Genomic DNA, 13,901 nt, shown 5'->3' with positions numbered 1-13,901 from the left:
TCATGAAACTCCTGCTGGTCGAAGACAACGCCGAACTCGCGCACTGGATCGTGAACCTCCTGCGCGGCGAGGATTTCGCGGTCGACTGCGTCGGCGACGGCGAACGCGCGGACACCGTGCTGAAGACCGAACGCTACGACGCCGTGCTGCTCGACATGCGCCTGCCCGGCATCAGCGGCAAGGAGGTGCTCGCCCGTTTGCGGCGGCGCAACGACAACGTGCCGGTGCTGATGCTGACCGCGCACGGTTCGGTCGACGACAAGGTCGACTGCTTCGGCGCGGGCGCCGACGACTACGTCGTGAAGCCGTTCGAATCGCGCGAACTGGTCGCGCGAATCCGCGCGCTGATTCGCCGGCAGGCCGGCGTCGGCACGACGCAGCTCGTGTGCGGCGATCTCGTCTATGCATTCGGCACGCGCGAATTCCGCTGCGGCGAAACGGTGCTCGCGCTGCGGCGCCGCGAGCATGCGATCCTCGAAACGCTGATGCTGCAGCAGAACAAGACGGTATCGAAGGCGCGGCTGATGGACAGCGTGTTCGCGCTCGACGACGAGCCGAGCGCCGACGCGATCGACATCTACATCCACCGGCTGCGCAAGCATCTCGCGGGCAGCACGGCCGAAATCATCACGCTGCGCGGGCTCGGTTACATCCTGCGCATGAAGAGCACGCAGGACTGACGGGTACGCCCCCGACGCCGGGAACATCGATTCGTAGCACGAAAGGTCTTTCAGGTCAGCCGGATGCCCGGCAGGCCCGCTTGCGCACGCCTGCCCGATCCGCGATTGTTGCGCGTTCGGTGTTTTCACCGATCCGATTCTTGCGTCCGGGAAAGCGTCGTGAAGGATTGCACGCTCTACGATGCTATGCGTCGGCCCTCTCGCTGTGGCCGGCAAGAGTCGGCATACATTACGTACTGCAAACGACAAGATTTCAATGCGGCAGCTCGGAGGAGACGATCTTGAAACGAAAAACCCTTGCCCTTTCCATCGCGGCGGCTGGCCTGTGTGCCGGCACCCAGGCGCATGCGCAGTCGAGCGTGCAGCTCTACGGCCTGATGGACCTGAGCTTTCCGACCTACCGGACCCACGCCGACGCGAACGGCAAACACGTGATCGGGATGGGCAACGAAGGCGAACCGTGGTTCAGCGGCAGCCGCTGGGGCCTGAAAGGCGCCGAAGACATCGGCGGCGGCACGAAGATCATCTTCCGCCTCGAAAGCGAATTCGTGGTCGCGAACGGCCAGATGGAAGATGAAGGCCAGATCTTCGACCGCGACGCGTGGGTGGGCGTCGAGGACGAGCGCTTCGGCAAGCTGACGGCCGGCTTCCAGAACACGATTGCCCGCGATGCGGCCACGATCTACGGCGATGCGTACGGCTCCGCGAGGCTGTCGACCGAGGAAGGCGGCTGGACCAACTCGAACAACTTCAAGCAGATGATCTTCTACGCGGCCGGCCCGACCGGCACGCGCTACAACAACGGCATCGCGTGGAAGAAGCTGTTCAGCAACGGCATCTTCGCAAGCGCCGGCTACCAGTTCAGCAACTCGACCTCGTTCGCGACCGGCTCCGCGTATCAGGCCGCGCTCGGCTACAACGGCGGCCCGTTCAACGTGTCGGGCTTCTACAACCACGTGAACCACAACGGCTACCGTAACCAGACGTTCTCGGTCGGCGGCAACTACACGTTCGACATCGTGCGCCTGAACGCCGGCTACTTCCGCTACAACGGTGACCAGGGCGCGCTCGGCCAGCGTCACGACGATTCGTGGACGGTGTCGATGAAGATCGCGCCGAAGGGCGCGCTCGACTACGAGCTCGGCTACCAGCAGATGCGCATCAAGAACGCCGCGAACAACGCGGACGGCTTCACGCCGAACGCCAACCTCGGCGCGTTCAGCCTGACCAACGGCGTCGCCAACGGCTTCAAGGAGACGATCTACGGGTCGGTGTTCTATCACTTGAGCAAGCGCACCGAGGTGTACCTCGCCGGCGACTACATGAAGCTGCACGGCGGCTACACGGTGTCGTCGACGTTCGGCGCGAAGAACCAGCTCGAACTGACGTCGGGCATCCGTACGCGCTTCTGACCTCGGGCGGTCAATCCGGGATTCTCCATGCGGGCACGCCGGCGCTTTGGCGCCGACCGTGCCCTTTTTTTCGTCCTTTTTCCTCCTGCTCCCGGTGCCGCCGGCCGGCCCGTGCGACAACCGGCCCGAAACCGCTTGCGGCCCGTCCGGCGGGCGATCGCGGCCGATACGCGGATGCGCGGCCCACATCGGCGCTTGACCTGCGCCGACCGACTCGCTAGCGTTTCGGGTTTGCCCGGGCGGCCATTGCCGCCGGTGCCGTGAGCGCGCCCGACGTCCTGGCGCGCGCGGCCGGGCTCCGATGGAAAAGACGATGCAGAAACTCGATGCGGCCAGCCCGCAGGCGATGTCGACGGATTTCACCGCCGACAACGTCGCGCGCCTGAAGGCGCTGTTCCCCGAACTCGTGACCGAAGGCCCGAACGGCGCGTCGGTCGACGTCGACGTGCTGAAGGCGCTGATCGGCGACCGCACGGTCGGCGACGCCGACGAGCGCTACGGCTTCCACTGGCACGGCAAGCGCAGCGCGCGCCAGGCCGCGCTCACGCCGTCGACGGGCACGCTGCGACCCTGCCCCGACGACAGCGTCGCGTGGGACGACACGCGCCATCTCGTGATCGAGGGCGACAACCTCGACGTGATGAAGCTGCTGCACAAGAGTTACGCCGGCAAGGTGAAGCTCGTCTACATCGACCCGCCGTACAACACCGGCAGCGATTTCGTCTATCCGGACGACTTCAGCGACAGCATCCGCCACTACCTGGCGATGACCGGGCAGACCCAGGGTGGCGTGAAGCGCAGCACCAATACCGAGGCGAACGGCCGGTTCCACACCGACTGGCTGAACATGATGTATCCGCGCCTGAAGCTCGCTCACGCGCTGCTGTCCGACGAAGGGCTGATCGCCGTGCACATCGACGAGCACGAAGTGCATGCGCTCGTGCTGATGCTGCGCGAGATCTTCGGCGAGGAGAACGAGCTCGGCGTGGCCGTGTGGGACAAGCGCAACCCGAAGGGCGACGCGCGCGGCGTCGCGTACCAGCACGAATCGCTCGTGATGTTCGCGCGCAACGCCGAGACGCTGCTCGAACAGGCGCCGCTCAAGCGCCCGAAGCGTAATGCACAGCGCATGCTCGACGCCGCACACGACGCCGTGTACCGCAGCGGCAACGCGAAGGACGCGCAGAAGGCATACCGCGCATGGATGAAGGCGCAGACCAACCTGTCCGGCGGCGAGGTGATGTACGACCGGCTGTCGGAAGACGGCCGCGTGTACCGCCTCGTGTCGATGGCCTGGCCGAACAAGAAGAAGGCGCCGGAAGAGTATTTCACGCCGCTGATCCACCCCGTCACCGGCAAGCCGTGCGCGATGCCGGCGCGCGGCTGGCGCAACCCGCCCGCGACGATGCAGGCGCTGATCGAGCGCGGCCAGATCGAATTCGGCGCGGATGAAACCACGCAGCCGCAGCGGATCTACTACCTCGACGAGAACATGTACGAGAACGTGCCGTCGGTGCTGCCGTTCGCCGGCTCCGACGACGCGCTGCTGAAGACGCTCGGCATCCCGTTCGACCTGCCGAAGCCGGTCGACTTCGCGGCGGCCGTGATCGGCTGGTGCACGCGCGGCGACGACATCGTGCTCGACTGCTTCGCGGGCTCCGGCTCGACCGGCCACGCGGTGATGCAGGTGAACGCGACCGACGGCGGCGCGCGCCGCTACATCCTCGTGCAGCTGCCCGAGGCGCTCGACCGCCGCGACAAGACGCAACTGGCGGCCGCCGATTTCTGCGCGAAGCTGAAAAAGCCGCTGACGCTCGCCGAAGTGACCAAGGAACGCCTGCGCCGCGCCGCGCAGCAGGTCGCACGCGACTATCCGGAAAGCTATGGCGACCTCGGTTTCCGCGTGTACCGGCTCGACACGACCAACGTGATCGAGTGGGACCCGCGCCGCGACGACTTCGACCACGCGCTGTTCGCGTCCGTCGAGCACGTGAAGACCGGCCGCACCGAGGACGACCTGCTCGCCGAGTTGACGCTGAAGCTCGGCCTCGACCTGTGCACGCCGGTCGAGCATCACCAGGTGGCCGGCAAGACCGTGCACCTGATCGGCCGCTCGATCGTCGCGTGCTTCGATGCGCGCATTTCGCGCGACGACGCGGGCCCGCTCGCCGACGGCATCGTCGACCTGCTCGACGCGACCGGCGCGTCGCGCGACGTCACCTGCCTGTTCCGCGACAGCGGCTTCGTCGACGACGTCGCGAAGCTCAATCTCGCCGCGCTGCTCGAGCAGCACGGCGTGAAGCGCGTGCGGAGCCTGTGATGCGGCTGCATTTCGAAGCGGATCTCGACTACCAGCGCGAGGCGATCGACGCCGTCTGCGACCTGTTTCGCGGGCAGGAATCGTATCGCGGCGACTTCAGCGTGCTCGCGAACGCCGCGCCCGGCACGACGGCCGCCGCGCAAGGCTCGCTCGGCTTCGCGGTGTCGGAGCAAGGCGTCGGCAACCGGCTGTCGCTGACCGACGACGCGCTCGCGCGCAATCTCGCCGACGTGCAGCTGCGCGGCGGGCTGCCGCCGTCCGGCCTGCCCGGCTCGCGCGACTTCACCGTCGAGATGGAAACCGGCACCGGCAAGACCTATGTGTACCTGCGCACGATCTTCGAGCTGAACCGCCGCTACGGCTTCACGAAGTTCGTGATCGTCGTGCCGTCGATCGCGATCAAGGAAGGCGTGCACAAGACGCTCGCGATCACCGAGGATCACTTCCGCGCGCTGTACGCGGGCGTGCCGTACGACTACTTCCTGTACGACTCCGCGAAGCTCGGCCAGGTGCGCCACTTCGCGGCGAGCGCGGCGATCCAGATCATGGTGATGACGGTTGCCGCGATCAACAAGAAGGAAATCAACAACCTCTACAAGGACAGCGAGAAGACCGGCGGCGAGAAGCCGATCGACCTGATCCGCGCGACGCGGCCGATCGTGATCGTCGACGAGCCGCAGAGCGTCGACGGCGGCCTCGAGGGCCGCGGGCGCGAAGCGCTCGCCGCGATGGCGCCGCTCTGCACGCTGCGCTATTCGGCCACGCACGTCGACCGTCACCACATGGTGTACCGGCTCGACGCGGTCGACGCGTACGAGCGCAAGCTCGTCAAGCAGATCGAGATCGCGTCGGCGATCGTCGAGGATGCGCACAACAAGCCGTACGTGCGGCTCGTCGGCGTGTCGAACCGGCGCGGCGCGATCAGCGCGCGCGTCGAGCTCGACGTCGCGACGGCGGCCGGCGTGAAGCGCCAGATCGTGACGGCCACCGACGGCGACGATCTCGAGCGCCTGACCAAGCGCGCGCTGTACGCGGGGCTGCGGATCGGCGAAGTGCATGCGGTCAAGGGCGCCGAATACGTCGAGCTGCGCCACCCGGAAGGCGAGGCATTCCTGTCGCTCGGCGAGGCGTTCGGCGACATCGACACGCTCGCCGTGCAGCGCGAGATGATCCGCCGCACGATCCGCGAGCATCTCGACAAGGAACTGCGCCTCGCCGAGCGCGGCGTGAAGGTGCTGTCGCTGTTCTTCGTCGATTCGGTCGAACGCTATCGCCGCTACGACGAGAACGGGATGCCCGTGAAGGGCGACTACGCGCTGATCTTCGAAGAGGAATATGCGCGGGCGGCGCGCGTGCCGGCGTACCGTGCGCTGTTCGACGGCGTCGACGTCGCGCTCGAAGTCGGGCGAGCGCACAACGGCTACTTCTCGATCGACCGCAAGGGCGGCTGGACCGACACGAGCGAAAGCAGCGCGGCGGCCCGCGAGAACGCCGAGCGCGCGTACGGCCTGATCATGCGCGAGAAGGAAGCGCTGCTGTCGTTCGACACGCCGCTGAAGTTCATCTTCTCGCACTCGGCGCTGAAGGAAGGCTGGGACAACCCGAACGTATTCCAGATCTGCACGCTGCGCGACATCCAGACCGAGCGCGAGCGCCGCCAGACGCTCGGCCGCGGGCTGCGTCTCGCCGTCGACCAGGACGGCGAACGCGTGCGCGACGCGGGCGTGAACACGCTCACCGTGATCGCGACCGAACGCTACGAGTCGTTCGCGGAGAACCTGCAGAAGGAAATCGAGGCCGATACGGGCATCCGTTTCGGGATCGTCGAGGAACACCAGTTCGCGGCGCTGCCCGTGCAGGAAGACGACGGCCCCGCGCACGCGCTCGGCATCGAGCTGTCGCGCGTGCTGTGGAATCACCTGCACGAGCAGGGCTACGTCGACGCGCAGGGCAAGGTGCTCGACCGGCTGAAGGATGCGCTGCGCCAGAGCGCGCTGGTGCTGCCTGACGCGTTCGAGATGCTGCGTGCGCCGATCGTCGCGACGCTGCGCAAGCTGTCGGGCCGCTTCGCGGTGCGCAACGCCGACGAGCGCCGCGCGATCGCGTTGCGGCGCGATGCGTCGGGCAAGGCCGTCGTGTTCGGCGACGATTTCCGCGCGTTGTGGGATCGCATCCGTCATCGCACCGTGTACAGCGTCGAGTTCGACAACGCGAAGCTCGTGCGCGACTGCACAGCCGCGCTGCACGACGCACCGGACATCGCGCGTGCGCGGCTGCAGTGGCGCAAGGCCGAGATCGACATCGGCAAGGCCGGCATCGAGGCGATCGAAGTGGCCGGCGCCGGCACGGTGCTGCTCGACGAAGGTGAGCTGCCGCTGCCCGACCTGCTCACCGAGCTGCAGGACCGCACGCAACTCACGCGCCGCTCGCTCGCGACGATCCTGGCCGACAGCGGCCGGCTCGACGACTTCCGCGTGAATCCGCAGCAGTTCATCGCGGTCGCGGCCGATGCGATCAACCGCTGCAAGCGCCACGCGCTGGTCGCGGGCATCGCGTACCGCAAGCTCGGCGAGCGCCACGTGCATGCGCTCGAATCGTTCGAGAGCGAAGCGCTGACCGGTTACCTGCGCAACCTGCGGCCCGATGCGCAGAAGTCGATCCACGAAGCGGTCGTGTGCGAGACGGACGCGGAGCGCGCGTTCGCCGATGCGCTCGAAGCGCACGACGGCGTGAAGCTGTACGCGAAGCTGCCTGCGTGGTTCCGCGTGCAGACGCCGCTCGGCAGCTATCACCCGGACTGGGCCGTGCTCGCGGAACAGGACGGCGGCGAACGCCTGTACTTCGTCGTCGATACGCCGAATGCGGACGGCCACGTGCCGAGCGAGCACGAGCGTGCGAAGCTCGCATGCGGCGAAGCGCATTTCCGTGCGCTGGTGGACGGCGACGGCGCCGCGCGCTTCGTGCGCGTCAGGCAGGCCGATGCGTTGTTCGAGCCGGCGGTGCCGCTGGCAGGCACCGGGCGGTGATACGAAGGGCGGCGACGAGCCGCCCTTTTTTCTGCGTCGATCGATCGTGCCGGGGCTCTCCGCGGCGCGGTTACGGCTGGTTGCAAATCGGGTCGGCACGACGTTTCCGCGCGCCGGCGGCGTTGCGTTTCCGCCATGAAAAAAGGGCGCCGAAGCGCCCTTTCATCGCATGCGTGCGCCGTGCTTACAGCGTGCGGCCGAATGCGTTGTGATGCGAACGATGCGTGGACGTCGACGCATGCGCGGTGTGGCCATGCGCATGCCCTTGCGTGTGGCCGTGACCCGGCTGCACGCCGGCGCGATCGGCGATCGTATCGGAGCGGTCAGCCGCGCGCGACAGGCCCTTGTCGCGGTCGCCCGCGTGCATGCCGTTCGAGTTGCTCAGCGCCTGGCCGCTCATGTGGCCGCCGGACATGCCGCCCGCGTTGCCGCCCGAGCCGCCTGCGCCATGACCGCCGCCGTTGCCACCGCCATTGCCGCCGGCCGCCGCGTAGGCGGACACCGAGCCGAGCGCGAGAAGCGCGGCCGTCAATACGGACAGGTATCGTTGCTGTTTCATCTTGTGCTCCCTGGAGCGCGTTCGTGTGACTACATTCTATGAACGCGCGAAATTCGCGCCACACGACGTTGTAAATGATCGTAACGATGCGCGCAGCGCGCATTCGTCGGATCAATCCGGATCTGCATGAACGGGGAACGAAGCAGGCGGTGGCGGCGCTTCGGCGCCGCCACGGTGATGAAGTGCTTACTGCGCCGGCTGCATGCCCTGCGCGGCGGCCTTGTGCTGCGCGGCCTGCTCCTGCGCCTGCTTCTTCGCCATGTGACGGCCGACGATACAGCCGCCGACCGCACCGACGACCGCGTGGTGCCCCGCATAGTGGCCGGCGACCCCACCGACCACCGCACCCTTCATGCAGCCCGCCGCGTGCGCGCTGCCGATCGTTGCGAGCGCAACGACAGTGGCGGCAGCGCACAGCCTGATGTGCCGAGTGGGCATCATGTTGTCACTCTCCTCTCGTGGTGATCAGTCGGGCCGCTCAATCCCAGCGTCCGCCGCGCCAGCCGCCGCGGTCGCGCCACTCGTGCTCGCGCCATTCACGGCGGCGCCACTCGTGTTCGCGCCATTCGCGCCGACGCCAGCCATCGTCACGCCAGCCGTCATCGCGATAGCCGACCGGCGCGTACATGACGGGCGGCGGCGGCGCGACGTAGACCGGTGCGGGCGCCGCGTAGACGCCCGGCACGCCGATGCCGACCGACAGGTCGACGTGGGCCGACGCGACGCCCGAGGCTGCCAGCGCCGCTACACCGAGAACTGCACCGAGAATAAGTTTCTTGCTCATCTCGCGACTCCCTGCACGTGTCGTGCTTCATGTGAATACGGTTCGAAGTCTAGGCATCGGACACAGACACAGGTGAAACGGGTATGCGAGACAGGTAACGGACGTTTACGGATGCTCGCAAAGCCTTGCCGGACAAGGGAGAGACCGTACTCGAAACACCGTTGCAGCGGTGCATCGGGCCGGTAAAACGGGCGTTTCGGCGCGAAACCGGGCGATTCGATCGCAATCGCCGGCGTGCGCGGGAGGTGAACCGCCCGCACCGTGCGGTGCGAACGGTTCGCAACAGCGGTCGTTACGCGCGGATATCGTCGACGCTGCGCAGCCAGTGCACGCTGAACAGGTTGTCCGCGTCGGTCCACACGGTATCGGGCTCGAAACCTGCGCGGCGCGCGATCGCATGGAAGCCGTCGATCGTGAACTTGTGCGAGTTCTCCGTGTGGATGTGCTCGCCGGCTTCGAAGCGGAATGCGTGGCCGCGCACGTGCACCGTCTGCGCGACGTCGCTGACCAGGTGCATCTCGATGCGCTGCCGCTCGCGGTTGTAGAACGCGCAATGCGAGAACGCGTCGACGTCGAAATCCGCCCCGAGCTCCGCGTTCGCGCGCACCAGCAGGTTCAGGTTGAACTGCGCGGTCACGCCCTGCGCATCGTTGTACGCGTGATGCAACGTGCGCTCGTCCTTCACGAGATCGGCGCCGACAAGCAGGCCGCCGCCGCGCAGCAGCCGTGCGGCGTCGTGCAGGAACGTGTCGGCTTCTTCCGGCGAGAAATTGCCGATCGTCGAGCCGGGAAAGAAGCCGATGCGCCGCCGCGGCGTCTCGGTCAGCACGGCCATCTGCTCGGCCTTCGTGTAGTCGGCCGCGAGCGGCGCGACGTCGAGCCACGGATAAGCCGACCGCAGCCGCGCGGCAGCAACTTGCAGGTAGTCGGCCGAGATGTCGACCGGCACGTAGCGCGCCGGCGCGTTCGCATAGTTGCCCGCGAACGCGTCGAGCAGCACGCGGATCTTCTCGAGCGAGCCGGCGCCGAATTCGACGAGTTCCGCATGCGGGCCGACGCGCTGCACGATCTCGGCCGCGCGATCGCGCAGGATGCCGAGCTCGGTGCGTGTCGGGTAGTACTCGGACAGTTCGCAGATGCGGTCGAACAGCTCGGAGCCGGCCGCATCGTAGAAGTATTTCGGCGGAATGCTGCGCGGCATGCGCGACAGTCCGTCGATCAGGTCGCGCGCGAACGCGCTCGGCCGCGAATCGCGGGCGGGTTGCTGGCCACCGCTCGTGGCCGTCTGCTCAGACGTCTCGCGCAAGTCGCACTCCCGTGAATTGCCAGCGTGCCGCCGGCGGAAAGAAATTGCGGTACGTCGGCCGTTCGTGCCCGGGCGGCGTCGCGATGCTGCTGCCGCGCAGGACCTGCTGGCCGACCATGAACTTGCCGTTGTATTCGGCGGCCACCCCGGCGAGCGGCCGAAAGCCCGGATACGGCTCGTAGGACGAACGCGTCCACTGCCAGACGTGCCCGAGCATCTGCCGGATGCCTTCAGCAGGGAACGCGGTCTCCCATTCGAATTCGGTCGGCAGCCGCGCGCCGGCCCATTCCGCATACGCGGCCGCTTCGTAGAAGCTCACGTGGCACACCGGCGCATCGGGCGCGAGCGGCTCGACGCCGTGCAGGCCGAACGTGCGCCGCACACGCGTGCCGGCCGCGTCGTCGTCGTCGGGCATCCAGTACGCGGGCCCTTGCCACCCTTCCCGCTGCACCGTCGCCCAGCCGTCCGACAGCCAGAACTCGGGCCGCACATAGCCGCCATCGGCGACGAACGCCGCGAATTCCGCGTTCGTCACGAGGCGGCTCGCGATCTCGTACGGCCGCACGAGCGCCGTGTGGCGCGGCCGTTCGTTGTCGAACGAGAACGCTTCGCCATCGTGGCCGATCTCGACGAGCCCGCCCGGCTGATGCAGCCAGCGCAATGGCCCGGCGTCACCCGCGGCGAGCGCGCGTTCCGCGTCGGCGCCGTTGCGCGGCCGGAACGCCGGCTTCAGCGGGTTGCACGAGAACGCGTGCAGCATGTCGGTGACGATCAGCTCCTGGTGCTGCTGCTCGTGATGCAGGCCGAGCACGAGCTCGGGCGCGATCGCGTCGAGCAGCGCCGCATCGGCGCCGGCCAGCGCGCGCAGCATCGCGTCGTCGACGTATTGCCGGTACGCGTGCACCTCGTCGAGCGACGGACGCGTGAGCAGCCCGCGCTGCGGCCGCGGATGGCGCGGGCCGAGCGCTTCGTAATAGGAATTGAAGAGGAACTGGAAGGCGTCGTCGAACGGCGCGTAGCCGGGCACGCGGCGCATCAGCACGACGGTTTCGAAGAACCAGGTCGTATGCGCGAGGTGCCATTTCGTCGGACTCGCGTCGGGCATCGACTGCACGGCCTGGTCTTCGGCGGACAGCGTCGCGGTCAGTGCGACGCTATGGGTGCGCACGTCCTGGTAACGGCGCTGAAGCTGTGATGCAAGAAGGCTCATCGGTTTACCGTCCACGTCGCGATTCGCTGCGTTGCGTTGCCGGAAAAGGGAAAGCCTTGCGCTCGGATGCGCGCGGCTGACGTGCGACCTGCTGCTGCGTCGTCGGGCAGCCGGCGCGCGCGCCGGGCCGCAGGTGCGGCGTCACTTCATCTGCCCGTGCAGAACAGTATGGGCCAGAAATGTGAACGTCGCGAATCGGATTTCCGGTGAAACGAACGCGAAAGAAAAATGAAAGAATTTCCAGCATGCCTGCCCCCGGCGTGACGTCCGGCCCGTGCCCGCCATGGCGGGGGCTCTGCGAAGAGAACAATACGCATGCCCGCTCCTGCGCGCTACTGACGTCCGGTGACAGCCGCGCGGCGCGCATGAAAGGTAGCGGGCGTGCACGGTTTCGTCGGAGGAACGGCGTCGTGCAGCCGATTCGCCTGCTATCCGCATGCGGGCGTCGCGACCTTCGGCGCCCTGCTCTTTGCTTGCTTCTCCAGCCGCAAAAATTTTTTGCGTCGATGTCACACGCGCGGGGGGCTCGCTCGTCATATCACCGGAACCCACACGAAAGGAGAAGGAACCATGACTGCGAAACTCAATCCGTTTGCCGCCGCCCCCGCGCTGATGAAGAACTGGATGGCCGTATCGGTCGCCGTTGCCGGCAGTCTCGAGCCGACGCTGATCGAGCTGGTCAAGATCCGCGCATCGCAGATCAACGCGTGCGCGAACTGCATTAACATGCACACCGCCGAGGCGCGCGAGCAAGGCGAGACCGAGCGGCGCATCTACCTGCTGTCCGCGTGGCGCGAGGCGCCCTGCTACACCGACCGCGAACGCGCGGCGCTCGGCTGGACCGAAGCGCTCACACGGCTGTCGGAGGGCCACGCGGCGCACGAAGCGGCCTACGCGGCGCTGAACGACCACTTCAGCCAGGAGGAACAGGTGAAACTCACGCTGATGATCAACGTGATCAACGGCTGGAACCGGCTCGCCGTCGGCTTCGGCCTGTGGATCGAGCCGGCCGACGCGAAAGCCGCCGCCGCGAAGATGGTGGCCTGATGACGAACCTCGACCCGGCCAAGGGCAGCCCCGAAGCACGGGCCGATGCGGCGGCGAGCTTCGACCCGCTGCGTCGCATGCTGATCCGCGTCGCGTACCGGATGCTCGGTTCCGTCGCGGATGCCGAGGACATGGTGCAGGACGCGTTCATCCGCTGGATGGATGTCGATCGCACCGAGGTGCGCGTGCCCGAGGCGTTCCTGCGCCGCATGGTGATGCGCATGTGCCTCGACCAGCTGAAGTCTGCACGGCACCAGCGGGAGACCTATATCGGCCCGTGGCTGCCCGAGCCGGTCGTCGAGGAAGATGAGCAAGAGGACGTCACGCTGCCGCTGCTGCTCGCGCTCGAACGGCTCTCGCCGCTCGAACGTGCGGCGTTCCTGCTGCACGACGTGTTCGGCCTCGAGTTCGACGAAGTGGCCACGACGATCCAGCGCGATGCGGCCGCGTGCCGGCAGCTCGCCGCGCGGGCACGTACGCACGTGCGCGAGGCGCGGCCGCGGTTTCATGTCGAGAAGCAGCGCGGGATCGAATTGGCCGAGGCGTTTTTCGCGGCATCGCGCAGCGGCGACATGCGCACGCTCGGCGCGATGCTTGCCGAGGATGTGAGCCTGCATTCAGATGGCGGCGGCAAGCGCACGGCCGCAGGCAAGCCGGTGTTCGGCTTCGAGCCGGTGATGAAGGTGCACGAGTACCTGGCCGGGCTGTTCGCGACGCATGCGTCGAAACTCGTGCGGGCCGGGTTCATCAACGGGCTGCCGGGGTTCGTCACGCTGGAAGCCGATGGCGAGCTGCAGACCACCGCGCTCGAGATCGACGACGGGAAGATCGTCGCGATCTATGTCGTGCGGAATCCTGACAAGTTGAAGCATCTGCATTGAAGGTGGCGCGAGCCTGCACTGCATGCCATGCGGATGCATGGCGACGGCGCCGTCCGCCCTCTTCTTTCTGCTTTGCCGACTGCCGTCTACCGCGATCAGTACATCGCGCCTCCGGCGTTGCCGATCATGTACAGCAGTACGCCGAGCAGCGGCGTCGCGACGGCGAAGCCGGCCGCCGCCAGCCAGTTCGTGCCGCCTTGCGCCTCGAGCAACGCGAGAAGCGATTCGCGAGACGTCGCGCTCGGGCGCAGTTTTTCGATCCTGCGTTCGACGTGCCGCTTGTAGAGGCTGTTCCCGCACCAGCCGAGCGAGACCGCGATCCCGATGGTGACCGGGTCGACCGTGCTCGATTCGAAGTATGTGGGGAAAAACAGCAATTCGACCAGCGTGATGCCGAGCGTGGCACCCAGCACGGCGGCCGCCTGCCAGTACATGCATCGGTACGCCATCCAGACCGGGCCGAGGAAGCACGCGGCCCAATTCCACGACAGCCGGTTCTTGCGCGATTCGGCGATCGCCCATTTGTGCTCGAACCAGGCGGCTTTCTTGCCGACGTAAGCGGCGATTTCATCGTTGCTTGCGGACGGTGCGGCGGTCGTGACCTCGGACATGATCGTATGCTCTCAGCGTTGTTGTTTTGATGCGGTGAAGATCGAGCGACGGTCGGAGCAGCCGC

Annotated in this window: 13 protein-coding genes; 6 read left to right on the top strand and 7 right to left on the bottom strand. The window is 67.1% G+C overall.

The genetic code is table 11. The features are described 5' to 3' along the window. Positions 1-2: 2 nt before the first annotated feature. The 4 genes from AC5LXX_RS00185 (at position 3) to AC5LXX_RS00170 (ending at position 7,438) form a co-directional block, all read left to right on the top strand. A complete protein-coding gene (locus tag AC5LXX_RS00185; protein ID WP_034188218.1) occupies positions 3-680 on the top strand; it encodes a response regulator in 678 nt (225 codons plus the stop codon). Positions 681-961: 281 nt separating this feature from the next. Continuing rightward, positions 962-2,092: a porin gene (locus AC5LXX_RS00180; protein WP_493410138.1), complete on the top strand. Its 1,131-nt coding sequence runs from the start codon at positions 962-964 to the stop codon at positions 2,090-2,092. A 301-nt stretch (positions 2,093-2,393) separates the two neighbouring features. Next, entirely contained in the window at positions 2,394-4,412 is a 2,019-nt protein-coding gene (locus AC5LXX_RS00175) for a site-specific DNA-methyltransferase (protein WP_493410137.1), read from the top strand. Beyond that, entirely contained in the window at positions 4,412-7,438 is a 3,027-nt protein-coding gene (locus tag AC5LXX_RS00170; protein ID WP_493410136.1) for a type III restriction-modification system endonuclease, read from the top strand. The genes AC5LXX_RS00175 and AC5LXX_RS00170 overlap by 1 nt, the downstream gene beginning before the upstream one ends. 184 nt (positions 7,439-7,622) lie before the next feature. On the opposite strand, the gene AC5LXX_RS00165 is transcribed toward AC5LXX_RS00170, so the two are convergent. From AC5LXX_RS00165 to AC5LXX_RS00140, 6 genes are all read right to left on the bottom strand, one after another. After that, positions 7,623-7,997, bottom strand: coding sequence for a hypothetical protein (locus AC5LXX_RS00165; RefSeq protein WP_493410135.1), 375 nt, complete (start codon positions 7,995-7,997; stop codon positions 7,623-7,625). A gap of 186 nt (positions 7,998-8,183) precedes the next feature. After that, entirely contained in the window at positions 8,184-8,438 is a 255-nt protein-coding gene (locus AC5LXX_RS00160) for a hypothetical protein (protein WP_493410134.1), read from the bottom strand. Positions 8,439-8,475: 37 nt separating this feature from the next. Further along, entirely contained in the window at positions 8,476-8,781 is a 306-nt protein-coding gene (locus tag AC5LXX_RS00155) for a hypothetical protein (RefSeq protein WP_027788766.1), read from the bottom strand. Positions 8,782-9,073: 292 nt separating this feature from the next. Then, a complete protein-coding gene (gene egtD / locus AC5LXX_RS00150; RefSeq protein ID WP_493410133.1) occupies positions 9,074-10,087 on the bottom strand; it encodes an L-histidine N(alpha)-methyltransferase in 1,014 nt (337 codons plus the stop codon). Next, complete coding sequence (gene egtB / locus AC5LXX_RS00145; RefSeq protein ID WP_493410132.1) at positions 10,071-11,297, bottom strand: ergothioneine biosynthesis protein EgtB; 1,227 nt, start codon at positions 11,295-11,297, stop codon at positions 10,071-10,073. Before egtB ends, egtD begins: the two co-directional genes overlap by 17 nt. A 4-nt stretch (positions 11,298-11,301) precedes the next feature. Continuing rightward, entirely contained in the window at positions 11,302-11,544 is a 243-nt protein-coding gene (locus tag AC5LXX_RS00140; RefSeq protein WP_493410131.1) for a hypothetical protein, read from the bottom strand. A 323-nt stretch (positions 11,545-11,867) separates the two neighbouring features. Between AC5LXX_RS00140 and AC5LXX_RS00135 the strand changes: the two genes are divergently transcribed. Next, on the top strand, positions 11,868-12,344 hold the full coding sequence (locus tag AC5LXX_RS00135; protein WP_493410130.1) for a carboxymuconolactone decarboxylase family protein: 477 nt from the start codon (positions 11,868-11,870) through the stop codon (positions 12,342-12,344). After that, on the top strand, positions 12,344-13,225 hold the full coding sequence (locus AC5LXX_RS00130) for a sigma-70 family RNA polymerase sigma factor (RefSeq protein WP_493410129.1): 882 nt from the start codon (positions 12,344-12,346) through the stop codon (positions 13,223-13,225). Before AC5LXX_RS00135 ends, AC5LXX_RS00130 begins: the two co-directional genes overlap by 1 nt. A gap of 95 nt (positions 13,226-13,320) precedes the next feature. Here AC5LXX_RS00130 and AC5LXX_RS00125 read toward each other — a convergent pair whose 3' ends face one another. Beyond that, positions 13,321-13,836 carry a DUF2628 domain-containing protein gene (locus AC5LXX_RS00125; protein ID WP_493410128.1) on the bottom strand — a complete coding sequence of 172 codons (516 nt, stop codon included), beginning with the start codon at positions 13,834-13,836 and terminating at the stop codon, positions 13,321-13,323. Between the last annotated feature and the right edge of the window lie 65 nt (positions 13,837-13,901).

Source organism: Burkholderia torrens, assembly GCF_984668525.1.
The sequence above is the reverse complement of the archived record's forward strand: the minus strand, read 5'-3'. Positions and strand labels throughout refer to the sequence as shown.